Raw genomic sequence first — 24,401 nt, 5'->3', positions numbered from 1 at the left:
TCACCCAACCTGCAAGCTTGGTTGGCGAAGAGACTATGCGGCTACGGGTCTTTGATACTTATTTTTGGGGCGTGGCTCGACTGGTTGTTGAGGACTGCAATTAGTGAGTGTCCACTTTCTGGACTCGCGCAGGCACGTGGGGGATTGCCTCCAGCCATGAGCCAGCTGGCGGTGGTGCTGCCAGTTGTCTCATGGCCACGGCCTACCCCGCAGTTGTGCCTGCGCTACTGAGTGGTATTTATTTCGGTTGTGGTTCTAATAGAAAGAAGGTCAGTGACATCGTGATATCTATTATGTATTTCTTGCGAAGGAAGTGTAGGAACTGCCCTACATATAATCTAACGAAGGCGACTACTGTGGTAGGCGTAGCGAGGTGACAAAGACAGGCGCACTTCCTGTCTATGTCTCCTCGCGAAAGCCATCCACCAGCGCCGTAGTGGGGACAATGGACTTGCTTCTTACCTACTATTTGAATAAATCCCTAACCCAACACAAAAAAGCTGTTCAAGAAATCCATTACGATCTCCTGAACAGCTATATTTAATTTTATTTATTTGCCTTAAGTAGGCCATCAATCAAACCGGCATGCATACCTTCATGCCATGTTAGAAACTGCAGAACTTCATCGACGGTTTCCAACGTAATGAACTTGCCGATAGAAATGGGTGTGTTCAATCGATGCGTTAGCTGTAGTTCGCTCAGTTGCGAAATCCGCTTGCCTTGACCTTTCATCGCAACGATTAACTCCTCTTTTGCTGGAGGACTGCTTGGCCAAGTAGATGGACTCGTTCCTGGCGCAAAAAACTCTGCCCATTCCAACTTATCGACTGGGTAGTCATTCATTGAACGGTTAAGAAGATCCTCAGTCAATGAATAAATATGTCCTACATTCCATTGAACGGTATTAGAAAAGCCCTCTGGTTGAGCGTCCCACGCATGTTCATCCGCTCGTTTAATGAGGCCTAATGTAAACCCTCTTGCCATTGAAAACTGTTGCAATGCACCCATTCATTCCACCTCTTCTTCTAATCTAAAAACAGCCTTGCATTTAGGCAGGCTGACTTTACGATTGATTTTCTTCTTGCTTTTTGATATTTTTATGCTGATTCCACTGGTCATGCGCTTCGGTGTTGTATTCACGATTATATTCTTCCTGATCTCCATAAGGGAATTTCTCACCCGGTGTCAGATCATGATAGTTTTGGCTCGGTGATTTATTTTGACTGTAAGCGGATGGTTTATGTTCTCCTGAGTCATCTTGAGCGTTTTCCCTGAACGATTCGCTTGAATCAGAATCTGCTGGATCCGCAAGTGGCAATTCATCAGGTACTACTACGCCTTCAACTGCATCTGTTTGTTCATCCATCTCTTTAACTTTTGGAGTTAGATCTCTTTTGTTTGGATACTTTCCATCAACGATTGTCATATAACCATTCCTCCCTTTCATGCGGTCAATAATAGATAGACTGCACTCCCTATACTTACCCTTATTCGCCACAAACAAAACGTAATCCTTTTAAAATTTTAAAAACAGAACAAAACAGGAATTTCCTCCCATCTTGTTCTGTGTCCATTTAACTACCGATGATATCAATCGTTACTTTGAACAAATCTCCGTCGACTTCCACTTCCATTCGTCCTCCATGTAGCTCGACAATAGATTGCGCAATTGCCAATCCTAGACCAGAACCTTCCGTTTTTCTAGATTCATCGCCCCGTTTAAAGCGCTCGAATAACTCATCTGTATTATCTCCCAGCTCATATCTAGCGACGTTTTTTAAGATAATGCGTGCGTTTGATCCAACTTGCTGTAGATTGACGTACACTCTCGTTCCCGGCAATGAATATTTCCACACATTGATCAGCAGATTGTCGAGCACCCTCCACCATTTTTGACCGTCCACCATCGCAAAGACCGGTTCGTCAGGTAAAATAGTTCGGATGTGCAAATCTGACTTAGCAAACTCTTCCGCATGTTCCGCCAATGCCTGTTGCATCAACTGATTCAAGTCCACCCTTTGCTTGACCATTTCCAAATTACCACTTGCCATTTTCGAGACTTCAAATAAATCTTCAATAAGCGTTTTCAAGCGCTGTGATTTCTGATCTAGAATGCTGACATACTTCGCACGGTCTTCTGCCGACAACGTTTCGTCTTTCAATAAATCCGTATACGTAATAATAGAAGTTAGCGGTGTTCGTAAATCATGACTAACATTCGTGATCAATTCTGTTTTCAAGCGTTCACTTTTTGCTTGCTCATTAATTGAGACACGCACACCTTCACGCAAATTATTCAAATTGGCTGCGTGTTTCGCAAGTTGCGATTTGCCTTTGACTGGAATCGCCTGCGTCAGGTGACCCGCCGCCATATCATTTGTCGCAGCCAATATCCGATTCAAATAGGCTGCCCTTCTTACAAAAATAAATAAGGCAGGTATGGCAACAAACAGTACACAAAAAATGTAAATGACAATGAGCGCCGGATCCATGAACCCACCTACGAACCCTATTCCGGCTAGAAAAAATATAACGAGTAGTAAGGACAGCTGGATACCGATCGACCGGTTGCTGAATACGTCCCGTACATCACGGATGAATTGCATACTATAGCTTTCTCGAAACGCTCTTTCTAGTGCTCCCGACTTCCGATATTGTTCAACTAGATGAGTCGCTTGGAATGCCAGTAACGCAGTAAATAGAATACCCAATAGCACAAAACTAACGATTACGTTCCCTATGACACCTAGTCGTAAACTGGTTAATTGATACATTGCATTGTAAATAGCCGACTGTATATAAAGAGCCAATATACTTCCCGTCAGCAACAACAGGATTACTTTCACATCTATTTTCCAACGACTATACATCGTTGCGAATCGCGACTCAAGCACCCATTCTTTGCGGAACTTTATAACTGTGAACAACGCCACCAGCGCTAATGCTCCTATAACCCACAGCGCATAGATCATATACTTCCCACGTATAAAGTTATCGTTTTCTTCCGCAAGCGAACCTAACACAGCTGCATCTGATGGAATAATAATAGTCCCTTCAAAATATTGCGGAGGATTGCTGATCGTCGCAATCTCCTCGTCGGAAAATGATATTCCTTCCTCCATTGGATATTCATAGCCATTATCAAACTGAGCTGAATCTGCTTTAAAATAACCTCGTGCATCGTTGAATTGTTCAGTGAACAGCGACGTCACTTCGACATCACCTCTAGTAAAACGTTCGCCTGTTTCTGTGTTGACTAGATCATAAGCAATTGGAATATTCGTTTCTTGATAACTTTGCGTTTCATTTATTGCGCGCTCTAGCTTTTGAGCTTTTTCCGCACGAATTTTATCTTTTACATAACTATCGCTTTCAAAGTTCTTCTTAATATCGTCTAGTTTGATATTCCGCTCTTTGACGAGCGCTAACAGCAATGTTTCGTTTTGATCTTTTTTTGCTTCTGTGATCTTATCTGCATACTGTTGCTGGATATTGTCCAGCTGTTCAGGTAGCGTACCATATCGCTCGCGATACTCACTGATGTCACCATCTGAGACATATAGTTCCTTCTCCATCTTTTTCAAGTCTACGGGATTCAGAGTAGACTCAGACAGATTCGTGTACACTTGCTCCATTCGATATTTAAAGTCATCTTGATCAGTAAACGATTTCCCAATCAACTGCGGTCCATAATGAATGATAGACGGCAATGCGATTAACACAAGCGTCACAAGCGCTGACCAAATGAGTAGCTTTATATTTTTATTCATCACGCGTTTCCTCCTCTTATAATTCGTACAAAGTAATCGGTAGCTAAACTTATTCGGTCCAAACCGTTGATGAATAAATCAATCGTAAATGAAGCACAGTATATAAGAGTGCAGAATGCGAGTGCAATCGCAAACAGTGACCAAACTATTCCACTTTTATTTCTCGATTTTATAGCCAACACCCCACACCACCTTCACGTAACGCGGATTTTTCGGATCTACTTCAATCTTCTCCCGGATTTTCCGAATATGCACCGCCACTATATTTTCCGCGTTATACGCTTGTTCATTCCATACGCGTTCATATATTTCATTGATCGAAAACACACGTCCTGGATGTTTCATAAGAAGTTCCGTAATCTTGAACTCAATCGGAGTCAGCCGAACCGGTGTCCCATCCACCGTCAACTCCTTCGCCTCTTCATTTAAGACGAGACCATTGACTTCAATCACTTTCTGTCCTTCATACGTCCCAAGCCGTACATATCGGCGAAGTTGCGATTTCACGCGTGCCATGAGTTCCAATGGATGAAACGGCTTCGTGACATAATCGTCAGCGCCAACCGAAAGTCCGTGAATCTTATCCGAGTCTTCCGCTTTCGCACTTAGCATGATGATCGGAATATTTTGCATTTCCCGTATTTTGAACGTCGCCGTTATCCCATCCATATTCGGCATCATAATATCCAATATCAACAAATGAATTTCATTATTTTGTAGTAACGCCAATGCCTCTAGTCCATCTTCCGCCTTCAACACATGATATCCTTCATTTTTCAAATAAATCTCAATTCCATCACGAATTTCCTTATCATCATCCGCGACCAACACTGTAAATTCCGCCACGTCCGTCACCTCGTCTCACTGATAACTTCATTCTATCACCCAACTCTTAACAAAGAACGAGGATAAATATGAAGAAATTCTTAAGAAGTTTTCGAATGAAATTCTTTGCGCTCATTGCTTTGCCGCATCCGCTCTTAGAAACCTGCAAGTGATCATAGCCAGTGCGCTAACGCTCATAGATCCGCTTAACTGCTCATAGACGACCAGTAACCGCTCATTGCGCGTCGTTAACCGCTCATAGCCCATGCATAATCCTTCAAAAACGAGCCACACTTCTATAACGGAGGTGACAAACATGCCAAACAAGAACAAGAACAACAAGAACAGCAAGAACAATGCTAACAACATGCGTGAGGAATATGGTTTCGGTTATGACCTGAGTCCCGATGATTTTGATGTAGTCGGACAAAACGACGCGGCCAAGAAGAAAAATGCCAATGCAAAAAAGAATCCATTGACTGAAGAGGATCACCCGATTAATCATCCTTAAATTTAGAATGTAGCACTAGTAAATCGTCATTTTGAAAGTGCTGAGACTTAAGCAGTAAATCTATTCCAAGTAACAATAAGCACAAAATAAAAACCGCGTGAACCCAATGTGCTGGTAAATTGGATTCACGCGGTTTTTCTATTTCATTAGGTTTTGTCTCAGCCTCTCCTATCCAGGCTGTTCCTGCAACAATCCATACTTCCCCTGAATTCGTCGCAAGATTTTCATCCAACTGGCACTAAACACTACAATGAAAAACACATTCGATACAGCATGCGCCAAGTCAAAGTAGACACTCGAAACGAAGATTCCAACGACATAACTCCACGTCAGCGATTCGATATTTCCAACAATCACCCACATATTCATGATCCAACCGAAAATATAGCCCCAGATGAAACCAAATGTACATTTCCCCCATAACGTTTTCATCCATGACGTGTTACGCAATAATCCGGCTGTCATCCCCATCATGCCCCATCCGTACATCTGCCAAGGCGTCCATGGACCTTGTCCTAGGAAGAAATTCGAAACAATCGCCGCCACTGCTCCAACGATAAAGCCCGACTCCGCCCCAAAAACCAATCCTGCCATAATGATAATAAATGAAGTCGGTTGGATACTCGGAAGTCCTGCAAATGGCACGCGCCCGACTGCTGCAATAGCTGCCATCATGGCTAGTAAAACGACTTCCCTTCCCCCTACATCCCGCCACTCAAAACGAGCAAAGAAAGGTATCATAATCGCCGCAATCATAATCATACTCAATAGAAGATAGGCTTTATAATGAAAGAAGACAATTGAAATCACGAGTAACGCCAATAATATGACCGATACTATCAATAAATACTTTCGCGAACGCCCCATGTGGCAGCAGCCTCCTCATACGTCAACACTTCCGGCCGCCTAGTTTCCCTTGTCGCTCGATTAATCGCCGTCGTGTAGAAATAATTGCCTTTGAATAATTCATCTGGTGTACCGTCTGCTGCTATTTCACCGTCGAACATCATCGCACATCGCTCTGCATAACTCGCTGCAAAGCCGATATCATGTGTCACCATGAAAATAGTCAGTCCGTCTTGCTGCAACCCATATAATAACTCGCCGAGATGTCGTTTAGACACTGGATCCATCCCCTTAGTCGGCTCATCAATGAACAACATTTCAGGCTCACCCATCAAAATACAGGCAAGGGCCGCTTTCTGAACTTCGCCACCTGAACAATCATACGGATGACGCGCACGTAAATGGGAAATCCCAAACGACTCAAGCAGACGATTCATACGTTCTTTCGTATCGGATAGCTTTAAGCGCTCCCCAATCGTTTGCATCTCTTCTTCAATCGTTTGCTGAACAAAATACGTTCGCGGATTTTGCGGTAAGTAGGCAATTTTCCCAAGCCACTCAGAATCCTTCATCTTCTTCATGTCTTGCCCAAGTAAACGCACCTTGCCTCGCTGGGGTTTAATACTGCCAAGACCTGCACGTAATGCAGTCGTCTTCCCGCTACCATTTCCTCCGACCATCGCAAAGAACTGGCCTTTTTGAATACGCAACGTAAAACTCTTCAAGATAAAAGGCGCTTTCTTTTGATATTGGAAAAACACATCATCCATTTCAAGTATTATTTGCTTCTTAGATAGGGTAGATTGCAATTCAACAGGCACGATCTGCCGCTCTTCCCGGCCAATCCACTGTTTACATTCTTTCACCGTAAGCGGTATTGCAGAGACAACGGGATTTTCTTCAATTTCCATATAAAGCCGTGCAAAAGCAGGTACATACGGAAAGAACTGCGACGCTTCCTCTGCGTACAGATTACCGATTACTTGTCGACTATTCCCTTCATATCGAATCTTTCCTGATTCCATCAGAACGACACGATCTGCCACTGCATATAATTCTTCCAAACGATGCTCCACCAATACGATCGTCATGCCAGTTTCTTTATTCAATCGCTCTAGCATCAGCACCAATTCTTTTGCCGCCACCGGATCAAGTTGTGATGTCGGTTCATCGAGTAATAGTACACGGGGCTTCATGAGCAGGACGGATAATAGATTCAATAATTGCTTCTGGCCACCAGACAACTCGGAAGGTTTTGCATTCAGCAAGTCCTCTACTCCGAAAAAATGCACCATTTCCGCTACACGCTTGCGCATTTCAAACGTTGAATACCCTAAATTTTCTAGCCCAAAGACAATCTCCTGCATCACTTCATCCATGACGATTTGATTGTCCGGATCTTGGAACACATAGCCTACTTGTTCGACCATCTGCCTCTCTTCCCACTCGCTGATCGGTTTATTTTTATACAAAATATCACCTTCGAGCTTCCCGACAGGCGTCAATTCCCTCTTCAACAGTTTCAATAAAGTCGTCTTGCCACTGCCACTAGCACCGCCAATAACGAGGAATTCTCCTTCATTAACGGAAAGTGTGACGTCCGATAGCACTTGCTGATCTGTAGTAGGAAAAGAAAACGAGACGTGCTTCAAATTGAATAATTCCATTTCAGTTGTTCTCTCCCCTCTACAAATACTGGAAACAACGCAATGGCCATTCCGCAAATGAATACTATCCAATCAGAGAACGACAAATGCAATGTACCTAGTTCCGGATAAATCATGATTTTTCCAAAGCCCATCACCCCACCCGTGACACATAAAGCAAAGAATATAACTAAATAGCTCAACCAGTTCGTATCAGATTTCGTCATGCGATAGGGGATATAAGGTCGTCGTTTACCTAAACCATAGCCTCTTGCTTTCATCGAATCTGCTGTTTCTACAGCTTCTTCCAATGACCACGACAACAGAATTTGCAACATCGACATGCCACTCTTTGCTCTTTCACGCAACGTCCCTTGTGTCATAGTCATTCCTTTCAACCGTTGTACATCCTGTATTTCCGTTAAACGTCGTTTCAATAAAGGTACGAAACGAATCGACATCATAATCAAAAAAGCGGTACGTGGTAAGATTCTTGCAAATATGTATAATAATTTATTGCCATTCAACACATTGTTTAGCGAAACGAAGACTAGCAGTATCATCAACAGCGACAGTGCCGTCACGACACCATATAGCGTCGCTTCGTACGTCACTTGTTTCCTGAAAATATAAAACCACACATGCGTCCCTCTTGAATTAATGAACGGATTGATCACAATAATAACTACCGTCATCACGATCATCAACGGTGCCCACTGCTTCATAGCTCGACCGCCGTCATGTGATAAATTGACTGCAATCAATGAAAGACTGCCCCCCAGCAAAAAGAGCGGGTGGTTAAAAAACATCGCAAAAAATCCTATGCAAATATAATAGAAAAACATTACGAAAGGGTGAATTGCCTGTATTCCATTGCCCACAGCCCTTCCCCTCTCTCTCCACACAATCTACGATAAAGACAGATAATCTTGCACCACGTGGATGCAAGATTGCCTGATCATTTTGTATTCAAAAACTCGATTAACATTTTTACTGCATGTGCACGAGACGTAGAGTTACTTGGCATGAAGTTGCCTTTTTCTCCCTTAGCCATATTCAAATCATATAGCATCGTCATCGCCCGTATCGCTTCCATATTGTATGAATGAATATCACGGAAAGGCGCTACTTGCTTAATCGTATACGCTTCACCGTTCTTCACTTCATACGCACGGAATAACATCAATGCCATTTGAGCACGCGTTACTTTTTGTGCCGGCATAAATTTACCGTCTTTTCCATTCACAATACCATTATGGTAGGCAGCCGCAATTTGTGCTTGCGTGCTTGACGCATAATTTTGCGTATCCAAGAATGGTGCTTTCTTATCCGTCTTCAAGTCCAGCGCCCGCACAATGATAGATACCGCTTGAGCACGCGTCAATGATTGATTCGGCTTGAACGTATGATCCTCATAACCGCTTACGATTCCTTGCTCAACCGCCTGATTAATATATTCATTTGCCCAGTGCCCTGTAACATCCGTAAACTGTGGAGTCGGAGTGGGTTCTGGCTTTGGTTCTGGATCTGGTTTCGGATCTGGGTTAGGTGTTGGTTCAGGATCTGGCTTTGGAGCCGGAAGAACCGGTACATCTTTGAAGTCGTACAATACACCTTTATTTTTCGTGAATAAATCAAATGCTACTAATGCTTGCAAAGCTTGCTCTGTGGCCATGCTATTCGATCGGCTATCACCTGCTGTATGCTGGAATCCACCGTCAGATGTTTGGAAACTCAATAGGTGATCGATCAAGTTGATGCCGTTCTTTGTAAACATGGGCATACGTGGATCGATCTGATTCGCAGTCAAGCCGATAATGACTTGTGACGTCGCTTCACTGGAAATACCACCAACAAATGCTTCATCAAAACCACCTGTTGGACCTTGTGCATCCGCCAAGAACTTCACTGCCCGGTCCATCGCTTGACGAACTTTCGGCTGATCGGTATACGGTGCAATTCCGATTAACGCCATTGCCGTAATATCATAGCTCGTTGATCCTTCTTTACTCGTTGACAGGCTCCATGAACCATCGTCTTTCTGATGTTTCAATAGTTCTGCAACTAGACTTTCACGCGTCCATTTTGAATGGCTTGGCACTTGATAATTTCTAGCATCCAATGCAATTAACGCGAAGATAATACCGTTATTCCCTTGATACGTCAGGCTATCTGCGCCTGTCAAATGCTTTTCACTATTTAAGATTTTATCGATTAAATTAAATCCTTTGCCGTCTGCGTTCATCGGATCAATACCGATTGCTGCGGCTGCCATCGCTAAACGTTCTACATCCGTAATCTTCATGCGGCCTTTGCCAGATCGGCTTGTCACTTGATCCTTCAGGTTTTCATAGAACGCTTTATTATAAGAAGCCGGAACTTTCTTACCTGCTTTCACAAGTCCGATTGCCTGCCATTCACTTTCGATCGAACTAGAAAGCATCTGCGCACTTGCCTTGTCGATTGCTGAAGTGACAAGCTGAGCATAATCTTTAGCAGACGGTGTTTCCGGTTCTGGCTTCACTACCGGTGGCTCCGTTGGTGGGTTTGGGTTAGGTACTGGGTTTGGATTTGGTGAAGGGTTCGGTTCAGGTTTCGCAGTTGGCGCGTACGTAACCTTCATTGTTTTCGTAACCGAATCATTCTTCGCATCCGTCGCCTTCAAAACGATAGTATTCTCACCATTTTGCAATACTGCGTTTACTGTATTTCCCGTCACGACTGTTTGCTTACCATTTACAGTAGCAGTCGGCTGAAGTGCTGTGCCGAAATAACTAGCTGCGTTCACTTGGAAAGAAAGAGTAGACTTCGTAACGGTTGTTCCGGAAGTCACTCCTGATACTGAAATCTTAGGCTCCAAGTCTTCACGGAACGGGAATAGATCCGCGTTTAGATCCTTACCTAAATCCGTCGTATATTTCCATTCCACTTTATCGCCAGGGATAAGCTTAATGACACCGGCTCCACGATTCGGGAAGGTACCGTTGACGCTGTACATCCAGCCGCTGCCTTGTCCGCGGTCAAATTCGGCTACTTCATTAATTGATTCAACATAAGCGGTCTCGCCATCGCCGCCTCTATATTTCATTTTTATGTCGTTAGCCTTTACGCTGCGTTTTAATACGCTTAGAACTGTGTCACCTTCATGGACTTCCACAGTAGAAAGAGGCATCGGTATCTCTGTAGAAGAGATGGTAATAGAGTGCTGTAATGTCTGTGTAGATTGATTTTCATAGATCGGCGTCGGTTGCTCTGCAAATGAAGGAGCAATCGGCATGAGGACAGCTGCACTCGCCAATGCGAATGCTGCTGTTATTTTCGTGAAATTTTTGATGATAGAAATAACGCATACCTCCTATGTTCTTCTTTTAAAAAGTGTCTTATTGGATGATGAATAGTTTACGTGTTGCTTGTTTAAGTGTTGTATCTTTATCCGATACCGGTTCAACAATAAATAATGAATAAAGTTGTCCACTTGTATAGTTCGATTGTGGTGTAACAGTCACTTTATTTCCATTCGCCGTTACATTTACTGGAACTTTACTACCTTGGATATCTTCAACGTAGATTTTTGAAAGGTTATCTACTGAATCCTTTACCGTTTCATTAAATGTGATTGTCCATGGTTTGTTCGGCGTAACTACAGCAATATCAAAATCCTTATATGAACGATCGTTATCGACTAAGAATACTTTTTTCGTTCCATTCGGTACTTTCACTTCTTTTTTAGTACCATTTTCTCCAGCTTGAACGATGAAGTATCCTTCTTTGGCTTGTGCATTTTCAAGTGCTATAGGAGACCAGATATTATCTTTACTCTTCTGAATGTTTAATAGACTACCATTCAATAGACCTTTTAATATAGCCGTATTTTGTTCAATTTCAGGGTTGGTCTGTGAAATCTCTTTCGAAAAGTCATATAGACGTCCTTCACCTTTTATAAATAAGTCATACGCAACTAAACCTTGTAGTGCCTGCTCAGTTGCCATACCATTTGAACCCTTTTCACCAATTGTATGTTTGAAACCACCATCCTCAGCTTGGAAGCTTAAAAGATGATCGATCAAGTTGATACCATTCTTAGTGAACATTTCACTTTGAGGATTAATGTTATTTGCTGTTAATCCAATAATTATTTGTGAAGTAGCTTCACTTGAAATACCGCCTACAAACTCCTCATTAAACCCGCCAGTTGCACCTTGGTTCTTTGATAAAAAGTTTACTGCCTGTTCCACTGCATTTTTAACAGCGGGTTGATCCGTATAAGGAGCCAATCCTATTAGCGCCATGGCAGTAATGTCATAGCTAGTCTTTCCTGGAGGATCATTTGCAAGACTCCATGATCCATCTACTAATTGTGTTCTCAATAGCTCAGCAACAATCTTTTCACGATTCCAACGGGCATTCTCTGGTACGGAATAGTTTTTTGTATCCAATGCAATGAGTGCAAAGATTGGACCATTATTACCTTGATACGTCATGCTATCAGAGTCTAGGTAAGTCCAGTTTTCACTGTTGTAAATCTTCTCGATTAAGTCAAATTGCTTTACATTCTTTGGATCTTTTCCAATGGCGACGGCAGCCATTGCTATTCTTTCAACATCCGTTATTTTCAGACGACCTTTTCCTGTTTTCTTTAAGATTTGATCCTCAAAGTTGCTATAAAATGATTCTTCATAATCAGCGTGAATATCAAAACCTGCTTTTGTTAATCCAATTGCTTCCCATTCACTTTGGATTGGACCTTGCATCATTTGTTTTGCCGCTTTTTGAATTGCATCTTGAGTTCGTGTTAATTCCTCAGTAACTTCAACAGTTAATGAATTCGCGCCTCCCCCTACTGTCACCTTGTCTATAGGAGTAATTTGAAAGAATCCTTGATCCAATGTTCCTTTGAAATGAATGACTATTTGTTGATTTGATTTTTTCGTAATTGAAATGATTTCCACATTCGACTGATTGCTAACCCAATTTGTTGGATTCGTTGCATGATCAGTAAACGTATCGCCTTTTAAATTTACCGTAATTGATGAATCTGAGCCTGTCTGGATACTTCCAGACGTAGATAAACTTGCGTAACGTCCATAATAGAAGCGTAATTTGTCTTGTTGCTCTAGTACGTAAGCCGATGCACCGACATTTGGTTCCTTACCGTTAACCGAGTACATCCAGCCATCCCAATGTCCTAAAGAACCTGCTTCTTCATTATTAATAGAAGATACATAAGCTCCCCATTCACTTTCTGTGATTGAGTAGTCTATGCTTTTACTATCCAATGCTTTCTTCAGCGCATCTATTGCATTTTGTCCCTCTGTAATTTGAATCGGTTCCTTTAAAATCACACCCGCCAAGCCTTCTACTTCTATATCTATCGTATAAGTAGCAGCTTGCATGCTCGTGTTAGTCTGCTGAACCTCCGTATTAGCTAAAGCAACTGAACTACTTCCAGGTAACAGCATCGTTACTGCTAGTAAAACACTTGCCATGATGGATACATAACGCTTAAACAAATCAATTCCCCCTCGTCCTAGTTTGGTAAATTGAACACAAAAAAGCCCTTGCCTCCAGAAAGAGACAAGGGCACTATGTATAGACGGACTTCAGCTACTAACTTATTACATCCAATACAATATGCATACCTCTTCCTGGGAGGCGTAACGCATGTTATTTTGGCAAGTCTCCTGACTTATGGATCATCATATCTTCAACCTTCCCAGTTTTTCACCAGTGGTATTCTGAAGATACTTCCCATTTACAGTGGCCGGACCGTACAGGAATTTCACCTGTTTCCTTTTTCATCTTTACAGTAATGTAAAGAACCAAAATATTCTATTCAATTTTACAATAGTATATCACAAGCTTGCTTGCTACTTTTTGTTATTTTAAAAGAATAGTATAAAAGACCAATGAAAGATTTCTTTCATTGGTCTTTTTTTGAATACTGTTTATTTTATTTCAAGCCATATCATCGAGTAAAAGCTTACAGTTCCTGATAATCTCGCTGGTACACTCCGCCGTCTTTCACTTCTGCGTGATAGAGTGCTTTTAAAGCAAAGCTTTTTTCAAGTTCGTGTTCTTTCATGATTTCTTTCAAACGTCTGTTCAACTCGGGACTATGTTTTACAAGCTGAAGCATTTTAGGTTGTGAATATTGCATGGTAGTCTCCTCCTCATATCTTTTGTTTCTTTAGTATAACACGGCTGTACTTTCTACGTTACACGAACACTACACACTGCTATACGTGGAAATTCTTCACCAAGTGTTGTACACTGTCACAATGCATCCGACACGAAGTTCCGTAAAAATAATCCAGTATATAGTCGAATCCCGCATCTGTGCGTGAGAAAAATTTTTCTTACTATGAATCATTGTAGTAATAAGACCGTAAAGGACATGTAAAAATTTTAACGTTTACACGCTACGAATGTGGGTAGTATTAAGTGTATGTCTGTAATTTTACGAAGACGATGCAATTATTCAGCTCCAACGTGGGACTACATGAAATATAAGGAGGACATATGAAAAAAGTATCGATATCATTCTATATTACGTTAGTGGCTGTCGTATTGGCAGTCGGGTACGGCGTGATTGCGCCCGTGCACTTCGAAGAAATCACATCTACTATAAAGAACTTTATTTCAGATTCATTTGGTTGGTACTATTTACTGACTGTTTCCATGTTGTTCTTCGTTTCAGTATATTTAATATTCAGTCCGATCGGTAGAATCCGATTGGGGAAAGACACGGATAGACCACAATTTTCATTATTTTCATGGCTTGCTATGTTATTTTCAGCAGGTATGGGGATCGGTCTTGTATTCTATGGGGCAGCAGAACCACTATCGCATTATGCAGTAGACCCTGCTACAACAGCTCCTGAAACGAAAGCCGCTTATAAAGAAGCAATGCGCGAAACATTTTTCCACTGGGGATTCCATGCGTGGTCCGTTTACGGTATGACGGCTTTAGCATTAGCGTACTTCCAGTTCCGTAAAGGGCAACCCGGCTTAATCTCCGCAACACTTCGTCCAATCTTTGGTGATCGTGTGGACGGAAAACTAGGGACGGTTATTGACGTATTCGCGATATTCGCTACTGTTTTTGGTGTAGCTACATCACTTGGATTCGGTGCGGTTCAGATTAACGCCGGACTCAATTACTTATTCAATATCCCAATTGGATTCTGGTCACAGTTCGTCATCATCGCAATAGTGACGGTATTATTCATGATTTCCGCATGGAGTGGACTTGGAAAAGGAATAAGAATTTTATCCAATACCAATATGATATTGGCATTAGCTTTGTTAATCTTCATTATCGCGCTCGGCCCAACATTATTAATCTTCAACATGTTCACTGATTCTATCGGAGGTTACTTGGAACATCTGATTCGAATGAGTTTCCGTACAGCACCACTGACGCCTGAAAATCGTTCATGGCTCAATGACTGGACGCTTTTCTACTGGTCTTGGTGGATAGCTTGGTCACCATTTGTCGGTATGTTCATTGCACGCGTTTCAAAAGGCAGAACGATTCGCGAGTTCATGATAGGCGTACTGGTTGTACCTACAGTATTGAGTATGGTTTGGTTCGCAGCATTCGGTACTACAGCGATCGAAACACAAAAAGCAGGCATTATCGACCTGGCTTCAAGCGCAACTGAACTGACAATCTTTGAGATGTTCAGTGGACTACCTTGGTCATTTGTGATTTCCATCATTGCCATCTTGCTGATTACATCATTCTTCATTACTTCAGCGGATTCGGCTACATTTGTACTCGGCATGCAGTCGTCGTACGGTTCATTGACTCCGCCTAATAATTTAAAAATTGTATGGGGTGTCATTCAATCTTCCATCGCAATTATCCTACTTTATGTGGGTGGATTGGACGCATTGCAAAACGTCATTATTATTGCCGCTTTGCCATTCTCCATTATACTGATTATGATGGTTACTTCCCTGTTCAAATCATTGAAGGATGAACGAAAACGAATAAAACGCAAGTAAAAAAAGGAACACCAACGCAAATTTGCGAGGTGTTCCTTTTTTGTATATCAATTTGTTGCTTTTTCAATTGCTTGTTTCAAATCCGCAATAATATCCTCTGCCGATTCCAATCCGACTGATAGACGGATTAGTTCTTCGCTTACACCCGAGTTTTTCAAATCCTCTGCCGATAACTGTTGATGTGTAGTCGAAGCTGGATGGATGATCAACGACTTTGCATCCCCAACGTTCGCGACATGAGACCAAATCTCCACATTATCGATAACTTCGCGACCTGCATCGCGACCACCTTTTATTCCAAATACAATGATGGAGCCGTACCCGTTCTTCAAGTGTTTAGTAGCCAGTTCCGCTGTAGGATGATCTTCAAGACCCGTATATGTCACCCATTCTACTGCATCATGACCTTGCAGGAATGCCGCCACTTTCTGCGCATTTTCATTGTGGCGAGGTACGCGTAAATGAAGTGTTTCTAGGCCTTGCAACAAGTTGAATGCACTGTCAGGAGCTAGACATGGACCAAAGTCTCTTAGCAATTGCACACGCAGTTTTGTTGCGAAAGCAGCCGCTGCAGTGTCGATACCGTAACGTAAGCCATGGTAAGACTCATCAGGCTCTGTGAACCCAGGGAATCTTCCTTGCGTCCAGTCAAATTTACCTGCATCGACCGCTACTCCACCAATTGTCGTACCATGCCCACCAATCCATTTCGTTGCTGAATGAATAACAACGTCCGCACCGAATTCAATCGGATTCGAGCCATATGGAGATGGGAATGTATTATCGACAAGCAATGGAATCCCATTTTCATGCGCGATATTCGCAACAGCTTCCACATCCAGAACCTGCAAGCTTGGGTTACCGATAGTTTCTGCAAACAAGGCTTTTGTTTTATCCGTAATGGCTGCTTCAAAATTCTTCGGGTCAGAAGCATCAACAAACTTTACAGTAATACCGTAACGCGGTAATGTCACAGCAAATAAGTTGTATGTACCACCGTACAGATTGCTAGCTGCAACAATTTCATCGCCAGCTTCGGCAATGTTCATAATAGAGAACGCAATGGCCGCCATTCCGGAAGACAACGCAACCGCCGCAGTCCCTCCTTCAAGCTGTGCAACGCGCTCTTCGAAAACAGCTACTGTCGGGTTCGTGATACGTGTATAGATATTGCCTGCTTCTTTTAAGGCAAATAAGTTTTGAGCATGTTCCGTGTCTCTGAATACATAAGAAGTCGTACGATGAATTGGCAACGCACGTGAACCCGACTCCGGATCCGGCTTTTGCCCTCCATGTAATAAAATCGTTTCTGGCTGTAAATTCGTCATAACCATTCCCCTTTTTTATCATGTCTTTTTATCATGTATCGATGGAACACTCGAAAAGTGGCAGAGGGCGCCTAGCTGCGACAGGCGTTGGAGGGCTGAACACAAAGGAGTGTTCTTCTCCTTTTCGTTTAGACCGAAACGTCCCGAGCAGCTGCCCTCTGGAACTAGACACTCGAAAAGTGCAAGAGGGAGCTTAGGTACACAAAAAACCCTTCTTCCTAATAAGAAGAGGGCTGCGCTTTCGCTTATTCCTCCCTTATCTTCCAAACTACTTATAGTTTGTAGGAAGTAGCACCTTTGCTTTCGCCGGTTGCCGGGCATCACAGGGCCTAATCCCTCCGCCGCTCTTGATAAGAGTGTGTCTATTCGTTTTCCATCGTTGAAAAATAGTATACGGCTATTCCGAGTCTATTGCAAGGTAATTTAATAGAATGTTTTGAAATTAGTATAAGTTTTGACATGTTGACATGAAAAATGGAACAGTGAAACCGCCGTTAATCTAATGTTAGTGACGTTTGAAGTTTTTCCACTTGCCACTTCACTAAAAATCGCCAGAAACATGTTCAATGAACGATGTTCTGGCGATGTTGATTTTATTAGAATATATCCCACCAAATCTTCACGGCCGATGCCATGATGAGAACGGCAAGGATGCTTTGTAGGACTTTGGTGTTTACTCTACGGCTGACTTTCACACCGATTGGAGCTGCGATAATGCTTGCGATTATCATGACGAGAGCAGGTCCGTACGGCACTTGCCCAGTGAAAAATTTACCTGACGCCGAACCTACTGATGATAGTAATGTGATGGCCAATGATGTAGCAATTGTAACGCGTGTTGGGATCTTTAGGATGACGAGCATAATCGGTACCATGATAAATGCACCACCAGCTCCAACGATTCCTGCTGCCAATCCAACAATGAATGCCGCACTGGAAGCTATGATGCGATTAAATGTAATTTCTTCAATCGGCTGATCATCCAACCCCTTTTTCGGAATAAACATCATAATTGCCGCAAGCACAGCCAGAATACCATAGACGATATTTACAGTCGCTTCTGATAGCATACTGGAACCTGCACCGCCGATCACACTGCCGATCAACACACTAATCCCCATATAAAGAACAAGTGGCTTCAAAATCAGATTACTTTTTCGGTACGCCAAAACTCCTGAAAGTGACGCAAAGAATACTTCAACTGCAGTTATACCAGCTACTTCATGTGGTGTAAACGCAGTAAAACCAAGTAGTGCAGGAATAAATAACAACATTGGATATTTGACAATCGCGCCCCCGATTCCCATCATTCCGGAAAGGAACGAGCCGACGAGTCCAATGAGGAAGATCGTAATAATAAATGGAATGGTCATGATGTTCTCCCTTCTTCCTGATGAAAGAGGGAGACAGCCATTCCCTCTACCCTAAGTTTACCCTTTTTGGATCCAAAATTTAAAGACATCGGACTCTTGTTGCTGGTCTTTTATTTCATGATTACCAGAAGCCGCCCATGCTGTCAGGTCGGATACCGATCCTTTGTCTGTCGTATGAATCTCCAGAACATCTCCTGTTTGCATATCCTTCATTGCTTTCTTTGCACGTACGATCGGCATTGGACACGCTAGCCCTTTTGCGTCTAAAAATGTTGTTGAACTCATATTTATCTTCTCCTTTTAATGTGGGTTATTGTTTTACAGCTGATTTAATATAACTATTTACCGTACCGCACAGCGATTCGGGCCAATCTCCATCTCACGTTGCGTTTCTTCGTCAGGTTGGATTTTCCCCATATTCATCTGTCGTATTTCCTGATACGCGTTCGGTTGCGGAGGCAAGTTCCCCGTGACTAATTCTCTGAACTCTTTTTCATCTTCAATGCTCAAGCCGTGGTTTTGCTTATACAACACGCCAAGCTTTTCCGACACGCTGCCGTCTTCATTCAACTCATCTATAATCATGAAGTGAGCCGGTAAAACCGTTAGTTCTTCTGACAATTCTTTATAACGACTATACAAGGACTCACGTAAGTCGCCTACCCAATCTTCTGCCAATCCTGCCAAATCCGGACGTCCAATCGAATCAATGAACAGAATATCACCGGTCATCAAATAGCTATCATCGACAATAAATGAAGTCGAACCAATAGTGTGTCCTGGCGAATAAAGTGCTTGAATATCAATTTTAGTATCACCTACTTGAATCGACGTATCGCCTTCTAATGCAGCATATTCAAATACGACTTCTTCTGCATCTTTTGGCGGTAGCCAGTACGTTGCCCCCGTTGCTTTTGCAATCTGACGACCACCTGAAATGTGATCCGCATGCAAGTGCGTATCGAGTACATTTGTGATCTTCACACCGCGTTGCGTAGCAAAGTCCATAAACACATCTGTCATCCGCGTCGCGTCAATGATTGCCGCTTCTCCTCCTGATATGACCATATAGGAAAGACACCCTTTACCAAGACGGACGAATTGATAGAGCTCACCACCTGATTTCAAATCGGCAATCTTCACCGGCTCCAAATACTCGCTCCACGCTTTCATTCCTCCTGAAAGATAGCCTACTGAATAGCCTGCTTCTTCAAGGATTTCCGCCACCATGACGGACGAACCTTCTTTAGCACAGACTACTAGGATCTCCTCATCTTTTGGCAATTGGTCTTCAATTTCTTCGATGCCATCCAATAAATCAAAGTACGGTACGTTTAAATAGCGCACTTGGTCACCTTCGATTTTCCAATCTTCAAATGCAGTTTCATTTCGAACATCCAAAATGAATAATGACTCTTTCGCAATAACGCGCTTTGCTACTTCACTTGATTGAATGATTCTCATTTATTCATACCCCCTACTGTATTTTCTATTTCACCATTCCATTTTGACATACCAGGAATTACATTCGTGACATCTTCAAAACCCTTTGCCACTAGTTTTTGACATGCCATATCACTGCGGTTACCTGTTCGGCATACAACGAAGAGCTTCTTGTCTTTACTGAAGTACGACATTCGTTCATCCAATTGGCCAAGAGGTATGGATAGGGCACCAGGTATATGAGCAAATGCGTATTCTGCTTCTTCGCGAACGTCTAGTAACACAGCATCTGGATGTTGCAGTTGATCTAACAACTCATTATTGTCGACTGTAACTGGATATTCTTTTTGTGACTGATCTTCCTGACCCGCTTTTCGTACGAAGTGGCGCCATACATCAGCTTCTTTCACATTACCGACGTATTGATGCCCCACACTTTCCGCCCATGCCTGTAAATCTGCCGTGGTCCCTGAATCTGTCGACTGGACTTCGAGCACTTGACCGTCATCCATCTCTTTCATCATCTTTCTCGTCCTCACAATCGGCATTGGACAAGCAAGTCCTTTTGCATCTAACACGTTATCTGACTGAATCATTGTACTCCTCCTATACACCCAGGGGTATTTATTTGTATAAAAAAATTAAATAAACAAGTTCACTTGACCATCTTGCGCCTCACCTAAGTAAGCTGCCACACCGCCATACTCCACTTCTTGTAGAAGCTCTTCTTCATTCAGTCCTAGCAAATCCATTGTCATCGTACAGGCAATCAATCGTACGTCCTGCTCTATTGCCATATCGATCAGTTGTGGTAATGTCATCGCGTTATGCTTTTTCATTACTTGCTTGATCATCTTAGGACCCATTCCTGCAAAGTTCATTTGCGATAATCCCATTTTATCTGCTCCACGCGGCATCATTTTACCGAACGCCTTTTCAATGAAACTTTTATTACTTTTAATCGGTTCATCTTTGCGCAATGCGTTCAATCCCCAAAACGTATGGAAAATTGTTACTTCATGATCATATGCCGCTGCGCCGTTCGCGATAATATAAGCCGCCATCGCTTTATCGTAATCCCCACTAAATAATACAATCGTTGTTTTCTTTTGCTCTGTCATGCTCTCGTCCCCTTCTATTTGAAAATCATTTTAAATAAATACCTATGGGGGTATATTATATGCTGTAAAAAAAAGAGTCAAGTGATGTTGCTCATCGACTCTTTACTAGAAGATCCACGGCTTCACTAATAATAGATTCATGTGTACGTTCATCTGCTTCGTCTAAGTTTTCAATACAGGCAATCAAGTTGGAACTAACGATTACGCCAATTGTACGATCAATAGCAGAACGACTGGCTGATAATTGCGTGATCACTTCTTTACAGTCCTTGCCCTCTTCCATCATACGCAAGACGCCTTTGACTTGACCCTCTAGACGCTTCAAACGATTTTTGACTTTGTCATCATACTCCATATCGCTCAACCTCCTATATGTTATCCTAATAATATACCCCCAGAGGTATAATGTCAACCAATTGGTTTATATGATGTAGTATAACATGTCAGCTTCTATCTATAACGATCAATACTTTCTACTTCATCAAATGATTATACAAAATACTTGCCCAATCGACAAAGTTCTAGTATGATGAATAATTTCCCGAAATGTGTTATACTAGATCTAGTAAGCTATTGTACGCATTTTCCGTTTTGTTTTACTGACAAATTGCGACAGACTAAATTCCACACTACTGAAGGAGTTGATTCGATTGGCATTCCCACGAAAAGATCGTCCAGTTTCTGATTTTGTAGCATCACGGTATGTAGACGAAGTCATATCTTTCAACCGTAATGATTATGAAGTTTCCGGGACTATACACAAAATCCTTGAAAACTCCGTCATCGTAAAAATTTCTGAACAAGACGCTGAAAATATTGGAGCAGCTTCCAACATGACTGTCGTCGCACACAAAAATTATACAGTTCAATAATGGTGTGTTCGATGCCTTGCAGATTATTGCAAGGCTATTTTTTCACAAAAAAACCAGTCACAACTACAAGTCATTCACTATAAAAATGTGTATTGGAGATGATTGATTTGATTAATCATACAAATATAGATTTAACGCAAACAACCTCACTAAAAGGAACTTTACGTATTGGTGCTTCACCAGTTATTTCGCAAGCTATTTTACCAGACGTACTCACTCGTCTACACGCGAAGTATCCCGATATGCGGCTCGAACTAACAACTGCTCCTTCTTCTGACATTGCGCGATTACTGAAAAGTCATAAAGTCGACGTTGGTTGCAGTGATCTGGACAACCTACCATCGGCTGAAGCATTTATGCAAGACGAACTAGTACTTCTTGCCTCTGCTACACACCCGCTTGCACGTAAGAGAAGCTCGTCCATCCTAGATTTGCAAAATACACATTGGATTTTACCTGATACGGAAGATCCTAGTCGTCTATTAATTGATCAATCGCTTAAACAGTATGGAGTCCAAGTACAGCCTACTATTATGAGCTCGCCAGAAAGTATCAAACAAGCCGTTCTTAGCGGGCTGGGCATCGCTATTTTGTCGCGCCACAGTTCCAAACAGGAGCTCGCACAAGGTGATCTAACCATATTGGATTATAAAGTCGCGCCAATTAAACGTGCTTTTTATACAGGCACTCGTTCTAAGACGAATGAAGTCCAAGCATTTCTCAGCGAGCTTCAAGCTTATTGTCGTCTATGGCAAGTCAACTAGTCCTCTTCTAAGCTCTCGTTTGCTACGCCAGTTCACGAGGAATATTCCCAAACTGATGAGCATACCTCCTAAAATCAATGACATGGATAACTTCTCATCCAACAGAACCCATCCCGACAACGTCCCGAAGAATGGTGCCAAAAACAAAAACGCACTCGTTCTCTCGGGATTTCCTGTCTGTAATAAATAAAACCAAATAGAAAACTGTACAATGGATGCGGCAATCGCAAGCCATCCTAAAATCGCTAATGACAATGGATTCGCTATGAAAAACGGTTCTTCAAGTACATAACTCGCTACAAATAAGATCAATCCGCCAAATAGCATTTGATATGCAGTCATTACCCACGTATCAAAACGATGCCCATGTACTTTGACGAGCAATGTCGCACAAGCCCACGCTACAGCAGATAAAAACCCTAACACTGTACCAATCTTCCAGTCTAAATGACCGCCCATTGTAATGAATATCCCAAACAAACCACAAACAACACCAATCCATTGTTGCAAGCGGTAATGTATTTTCAATACTAGCGTCCCGATGACAACGACAAGCAACGGATTTGTAAATGTTAAAATAGATGTTTCACCTGACGTGATCGTCCGAAGCGCCATAAATATACATCCCATGACCGCAGCTGTCTGCAATGAACCAATCAGCACAAGCCACTTCCACTCTCCAAATGTTTTCGGGTGTGGTTTTTTTAATATCTTTACTACCACGGCCATGATGACGCCTGCAATCGTAAACCGCATTGCCACTAGCAACAGCGGTGAAGAGTATTCCAATCCAATTTTCCCAATAGCAAATGACGAGCCCATTAAAGCGGTCGTAATAACGACTAATATGCCGAATAAAAATTTATTCATTCAGTTTCCCCTCCCTCTTTCGACTTTACAGAGGAATCTCGCCGCATTTGCATACTATCGATCAACACCTCAATAGCTGGTGGCATATAACGCTTTTCCAAATAAGTTAGATACACTGTACGGGCTAACGTCTTTGAATTGGTTGTTTTAATGACAATGGTCGGATCAGGCCCGTGCGCAAAATACTTTTGTGGAATAATCGAAATTCCAATATTCTCCCGTACAAGTTCTACAATCGTTTCAAAGCGCTCTACTTCGTAACATATATTCATTCGCACGCCTTCTTCGGCAAACGCAGCAAATATATCTTGTCTCGTTTGCAACCCAACACTCGTGACAATGAATGCCTCATCTTCTAAGTCGGCTAGCGTAATGGAATCCTTGCTCGCCAGACGATGTTCAGGATGCATGACAACTGCTAATTGCTCTCGATACAAAGGTATCGAGACAATATCCGAAGCTTCTATAAATTGATTGGTTAAACAGACATGGACAGCGTACTGACGGAGCGCTCGCTCAACATCTCCACGGCCTAATACTTCTATTAACTTCACATGCATCGATGGAAACTCCTGGCGATATGCAAGTAATATAGAAGGAAGCCAATTCTTCACGGATTCAATCATCCCGATCTGCACACTTCCATTGCCTGTCCACTTCACCTCTTTAATCTCTTGTTGTAAAATATCTGCCTCATGAAGAATTTGCAAGGCACGCTCATAAATTACGCTACCTGATTCCGTTAGTTGGACACGTTTAGTCGTTCGTTCGAGTAACTGAAATCCGACTTCTAACTCCAAATTCTTGATCGCTTTGCTGAGCGAAGGCTGCGAAAGATGAAGTTTTTTAGCCGCTTCAGAAAAGCTGGATTGCTGCACCACCATGACAAAATACCGCAATTGCTTGAATTCCATTCATCTCACCTCCACTTATAGCCTGCATGCATGAATATATGAAAAACATGTATTAGAATTAATAAATACAAACCAGTATAGTAAGAATATCACGTTGGAAAGGGTGAA

The 24,401-nt window shown here is 42.3% G+C and carries 25 protein-coding genes and 2 riboswitches; of the genes, 5 read left to right on the top strand and 20 right to left on the bottom strand.

Features of this window, described 5'->3' with window-relative positions; all coding sequences use genetic code 11:
- Positions 1–107 precede the first annotated feature (107 nt).
- Positions 108–377 (top strand): hypothetical protein, encoded by a 270-nt coding sequence (locus CSV69_RS16630; protein WP_143560807.1) that lies wholly within the window; start codon positions 108–110, stop codon positions 375–377.
- Positions 378–546: 169 nt separating this feature from the next.
- Here the strand turns inward: CSV69_RS16630 and CSV69_RS07190 are convergent, their stop codons facing one another.
- The 5 genes from CSV69_RS07190 to CSV69_RS16785 all read right to left on the bottom strand — a co-directional run bounded on the left by CSV69_RS07190 (position 547) and on the right by CSV69_RS16785 (position 4,913).
- Positions 547–1,008 (bottom strand): DinB family protein, encoded by a 462-nt coding sequence (locus CSV69_RS07190; RefSeq protein WP_085427878.1) that lies wholly within the window; start codon positions 1,006–1,008, stop codon positions 547–549.
- Between the two features lie 55 nt (positions 1,009–1,063).
- The gene (locus tag CSV69_RS07185) at positions 1,064–1,426 is read right to left on the bottom strand and encodes a hypothetical protein (RefSeq protein ID WP_085427877.1); all 363 of its coding nucleotides are present in this window, start codon (positions 1,424–1,426) and stop codon (positions 1,064–1,066) included.
- A 148-nt stretch (positions 1,427–1,574) separates the two neighbouring features.
- A complete protein-coding gene (locus CSV69_RS07180) occupies positions 1,575–3,770 on the bottom strand; it encodes a sensor histidine kinase (RefSeq protein ID WP_099693047.1) in 2,196 nt (731 codons plus the stop codon).
- Between the two features lie 156 nt (positions 3,771–3,926).
- Positions 3,927–4,616: a response regulator transcription factor gene (locus tag CSV69_RS07170; RefSeq protein WP_099625371.1), complete on the bottom strand. Its 690-nt coding sequence runs from the start codon at positions 4,614–4,616 to the stop codon at positions 3,927–3,929.
- Positions 4,617–4,727: 111 nt separating this feature from the next.
- On the bottom strand, positions 4,728–4,913 hold the full coding sequence (locus CSV69_RS16785) for a hypothetical protein (RefSeq protein ID WP_158232622.1): 186 nt from the start codon (positions 4,911–4,913) through the stop codon (positions 4,728–4,730).
- On the opposite strand from CSV69_RS16785, the gene CSV69_RS07165 reads away from it, so the two are divergent.
- Positions 4,912–5,106, top strand: coding sequence for a hypothetical protein (locus CSV69_RS07165; protein ID WP_099693046.1), 195 nt, complete (start codon positions 4,912–4,914; stop codon positions 5,104–5,106). The two genes, CSV69_RS16785 and CSV69_RS07165, sit on opposite strands and share 2 nt — an antisense overlap.
- Before the next feature lie 168 nt (positions 5,107–5,274).
- Here the strand turns inward: CSV69_RS07165 and CSV69_RS07160 are convergent, their stop codons facing one another.
- The 6 genes from CSV69_RS07160 to CSV69_RS17015 all read right to left on the bottom strand — a co-directional run bounded on the left by CSV69_RS07160 (position 5,275) and on the right by CSV69_RS17015 (position 13,755).
- Positions 5,275–5,973, bottom strand: coding sequence for an ECF transporter S component (locus tag CSV69_RS07160; protein ID WP_099693045.1), 699 nt, complete (start codon positions 5,971–5,973; stop codon positions 5,275–5,277).
- On the bottom strand, positions 5,946–7,619 hold the full coding sequence (locus CSV69_RS07155; protein WP_099693044.1) for an ABC transporter ATP-binding protein: 1,674 nt from the start codon (positions 7,617–7,619) through the stop codon (positions 5,946–5,948). The genes CSV69_RS07160 and CSV69_RS07155 overlap by 28 nt, the downstream gene beginning before the upstream one ends.
- Positions 7,601–8,443: an energy-coupling factor transporter transmembrane component T gene (locus tag CSV69_RS07150; protein ID WP_255396863.1), complete on the bottom strand. Its 843-nt coding sequence runs from the start codon at positions 8,441–8,443 to the stop codon at positions 7,601–7,603. Before CSV69_RS07150 ends, CSV69_RS07155 begins: the two co-directional genes overlap by 19 nt.
- A 113-nt stretch (positions 8,444–8,556) precedes the next feature.
- Positions 8,557–10,896: an S-layer homology domain-containing protein gene (locus CSV69_RS07145; RefSeq protein ID WP_158232620.1), complete on the bottom strand. Its 2,340-nt coding sequence runs from the start codon at positions 10,894–10,896 to the stop codon at positions 8,557–8,559.
- 82 nt (positions 10,897–10,978) lie between these two features.
- On the bottom strand, positions 10,979–13,108 hold the full coding sequence (locus CSV69_RS07140; protein WP_099693041.1) for a DUF4430 domain-containing protein: 2,130 nt from the start codon (positions 13,106–13,108) through the stop codon (positions 10,979–10,981).
- Positions 13,109–13,252: 144 nt separating this feature from the next.
- A riboswitch (cobalamin riboswitch) is annotated at positions 13,253–13,437 on the bottom strand.
- Between the two features lie 141 nt (positions 13,438–13,578).
- A complete protein-coding gene (locus tag CSV69_RS17015; protein ID WP_099625366.1) occupies positions 13,579–13,755 on the bottom strand; it encodes a hypothetical protein in 177 nt (58 codons plus the stop codon).
- Positions 13,756–14,117: 362 nt separating this feature from the next.
- Here CSV69_RS17015 and CSV69_RS07130 point away from each other — a divergent pair, with 362 nt between their 5' ends.
- Positions 14,118–15,608 (top strand): glycine betaine uptake BCCT transporter, encoded by a 1,491-nt coding sequence (locus CSV69_RS07130; protein ID WP_099693040.1) that lies wholly within the window; start codon positions 14,118–14,120, stop codon positions 15,606–15,608.
- 47 nt (positions 15,609–15,655) lie between these two features.
- Here the strand turns inward: CSV69_RS07130 and CSV69_RS07125 are convergent, their stop codons facing one another.
- From CSV69_RS07125 to CSV69_RS07095, 7 genes are all read right to left on the bottom strand, one after another.
- Positions 15,656–16,936: an O-acetylhomoserine aminocarboxypropyltransferase/cysteine synthase family protein gene (locus CSV69_RS07125; RefSeq protein ID WP_099693039.1), complete on the bottom strand. Its 1,281-nt coding sequence runs from the start codon at positions 16,934–16,936 to the stop codon at positions 15,656–15,658.
- A 253-nt stretch (positions 16,937–17,189) separates the two neighbouring features.
- Positions 17,190–17,293, bottom strand: a riboswitch (SAM riboswitch).
- Between the two features lie 239 nt (positions 17,294–17,532).
- Entirely contained in the window at positions 17,533–18,309 is a 777-nt protein-coding gene (locus CSV69_RS07120) for a sulfite exporter TauE/SafE family protein (RefSeq protein ID WP_085427864.1), read from the bottom strand.
- Positions 18,310–18,366: 57 nt separating this feature from the next.
- Positions 18,367–18,594 (bottom strand): sulfurtransferase TusA family protein, encoded by a 228-nt coding sequence (locus tag CSV69_RS07115; protein ID WP_085427863.1) that lies wholly within the window; start codon positions 18,592–18,594, stop codon positions 18,367–18,369.
- Positions 18,595–18,651: 57 nt separating this feature from the next.
- Positions 18,652–19,773: an MBL fold metallo-hydrolase gene (locus tag CSV69_RS07110; protein ID WP_085427862.1), complete on the bottom strand. Its 1,122-nt coding sequence runs from the start codon at positions 19,771–19,773 to the stop codon at positions 18,652–18,654.
- Positions 19,770–20,348, bottom strand: coding sequence for a sulfurtransferase TusA family protein (locus CSV69_RS07105; protein ID WP_085427861.1), 579 nt, complete (start codon positions 20,346–20,348; stop codon positions 19,770–19,772). Before CSV69_RS07105 ends, CSV69_RS07110 begins: the two co-directional genes overlap by 4 nt.
- Before the next feature lie 45 nt (positions 20,349–20,393).
- On the bottom strand, positions 20,394–20,873 hold the full coding sequence (locus tag CSV69_RS07100) for a DsrE/DsrF/DrsH-like family protein (protein WP_099693038.1): 480 nt from the start codon (positions 20,871–20,873) through the stop codon (positions 20,394–20,396).
- A 91-nt stretch (positions 20,874–20,964) separates the two neighbouring features.
- The gene (locus tag CSV69_RS07095; protein ID WP_099693037.1) at positions 20,965–21,228 is read right to left on the bottom strand and encodes a metal-sensitive transcriptional regulator; all 264 of its coding nucleotides are present in this window, start codon (positions 21,226–21,228) and stop codon (positions 20,965–20,967) included.
- A gap of 295 nt (positions 21,229–21,523) precedes the next feature.
- On the opposite strand from CSV69_RS07095, the gene CSV69_RS07090 reads away from it, so the two are divergent.
- Together CSV69_RS07090 and CSV69_RS07085 are read left to right on the top strand one after the other, a co-directional pair.
- Positions 21,524–21,745: a DUF2187 family protein gene (locus CSV69_RS07090; protein WP_085427858.1), complete on the top strand. Its 222-nt coding sequence runs from the start codon at positions 21,524–21,526 to the stop codon at positions 21,743–21,745.
- 107 nt (positions 21,746–21,852) lie between these two features.
- On the top strand, positions 21,853–22,509 hold the full coding sequence (locus CSV69_RS07085; RefSeq protein WP_158232619.1) for a substrate-binding domain-containing protein: 657 nt from the start codon (positions 21,853–21,855) through the stop codon (positions 22,507–22,509).
- Here CSV69_RS07085 and CSV69_RS07080 read toward each other — a convergent pair.
- Positions 22,492–23,379: a DMT family transporter gene (locus CSV69_RS07080; protein WP_099693035.1), complete on the bottom strand. Its 888-nt coding sequence runs from the start codon at positions 23,377–23,379 to the stop codon at positions 22,492–22,494. The genes CSV69_RS07085 and CSV69_RS07080 overlap by 18 nt on opposite strands.
- Positions 23,376–24,293 carry a LysR family transcriptional regulator gene (locus CSV69_RS07075; protein WP_099693034.1) on the bottom strand — a complete coding sequence of 306 codons (918 nt, stop codon included), beginning with the start codon at positions 24,291–24,293 and terminating at the stop codon, positions 23,376–23,378. The genes CSV69_RS07080 and CSV69_RS07075 overlap by 4 nt, the downstream gene beginning before the upstream one ends.
- Between the last annotated feature and the right edge of the window lie 108 nt (positions 24,294–24,401).

Origin of the sequence: Sporosarcina sp. P26b (assembly GCF_002743245.1) — a bacterium.
In the GTDB taxonomy this organism is placed as follows: Bacteria; Bacillota; Bacilli; order Bacillales_A; family Planococcaceae; genus Sporosarcina; species Sporosarcina ureae_C.
The sequence above is the reverse complement of the archived record's forward strand: the minus strand, read 5'-3'. Positions and strand labels throughout refer to the sequence as shown.

Excerpts from the sequence above, each read along its gene's own strand:
- CSV69_RS07190 (WP_085427878.1), bottom strand. The coding sequence starts at position 1,008 with ATGGGTGCATTGCAACAGTTTTCAATGGCAAGAGGGTTTACATTAGGC.
- CSV69_RS07185 (WP_085427877.1), bottom strand. The coding sequence starts at position 1,426 with ATGACAATCGTTGATGGAAAGTATCCAAACAAAAGAGATCTAACTCCA.
- CSV69_RS07180 (WP_099693047.1), bottom strand. The coding sequence starts at position 3,770 with ATGAATAAAAATATAAAGCTACTCATTTGGTCAGCGCTTGTGACGCTT.
- CSV69_RS07165 (WP_099693046.1), top strand. The coding sequence starts at position 4,912 with ATGCCAAACAAGAACAAGAACAACAAGAACAGCAAGAACAATGCTAAC.
- CSV69_RS16785 (WP_158232622.1), bottom strand. The coding sequence starts at position 4,913 with ATGTTTGTCACCTCCGTTATAGAAGTGTGGCTCGTTTTTGAAGGATTA.
- CSV69_RS07160 (WP_099693045.1), bottom strand. The coding sequence starts at position 5,973 with ATGGGGCGTTCGCGAAAGTATTTATTGATAGTATCGGTCATATTATTG.
- CSV69_RS07155 (WP_099693044.1), bottom strand. The coding sequence starts at position 7,619 with ATGGAATTATTCAATTTGAAGCACGTCTCGTTTTCTTTTCCTACTACA.
- CSV69_RS07150 (WP_255396863.1), bottom strand. The coding sequence starts at position 8,443 with ATGTTTTTCTATTATATTTGCATAGGATTTTTTGCGATGTTTTTTAAC.
- CSV69_RS17015 (WP_099625366.1), bottom strand. The coding sequence starts at position 13,755 with ATGCAATATTCACAACCTAAAATGCTTCAGCTTGTAAAACATAGTCCC.
- CSV69_RS07130 (WP_099693040.1), top strand. The coding sequence starts at position 14,118 with ATGAAAAAAGTATCGATATCATTCTATATTACGTTAGTGGCTGTCGTA.
- CSV69_RS07125 (WP_099693039.1), bottom strand. The coding sequence starts at position 16,936 with ATGACGAATTTACAGCCAGAAACGATTTTATTACATGGAGGGCAAAAG.
- CSV69_RS07120 (WP_085427864.1), bottom strand. The coding sequence starts at position 18,309 with ATGACCATTCCATTTATTATTACGATCTTCCTCATTGGACTCGTCGGC.
- CSV69_RS07115 (WP_085427863.1), bottom strand. The coding sequence starts at position 18,594 with ATGAGTTCAACAACATTTTTAGACGCAAAAGGGCTAGCGTGTCCAATG.
- CSV69_RS07110 (WP_085427862.1), bottom strand. The coding sequence starts at position 19,773 with ATGAGAATCATTCAATCAAGTGAAGTAGCAAAGCGCGTTATTGCGAAA.
- CSV69_RS07105 (WP_085427861.1), bottom strand. The coding sequence starts at position 20,348 with ATGATTCAGTCAGATAACGTGTTAGATGCAAAAGGACTTGCTTGTCCA.
- CSV69_RS07100 (WP_099693038.1), bottom strand. The coding sequence starts at position 20,873 with ATGACAGAGCAAAAGAAAACAACGATTGTATTATTTAGTGGGGATTAC.
- CSV69_RS07095 (WP_099693037.1), bottom strand. The coding sequence starts at position 21,228 with ATGGAGTATGATGACAAAGTCAAAAATCGTTTGAAGCGTCTAGAGGGT.
- CSV69_RS07080 (WP_099693035.1), bottom strand. The coding sequence starts at position 23,379 with ATGAATAAATTTTTATTCGGCATATTAGTCGTTATTACGACCGCTTTA.
- CSV69_RS07075 (WP_099693034.1), bottom strand. The coding sequence starts at position 24,293 with ATGGAATTCAAGCAATTGCGGTATTTTGTCATGGTGGTGCAGCAATCC.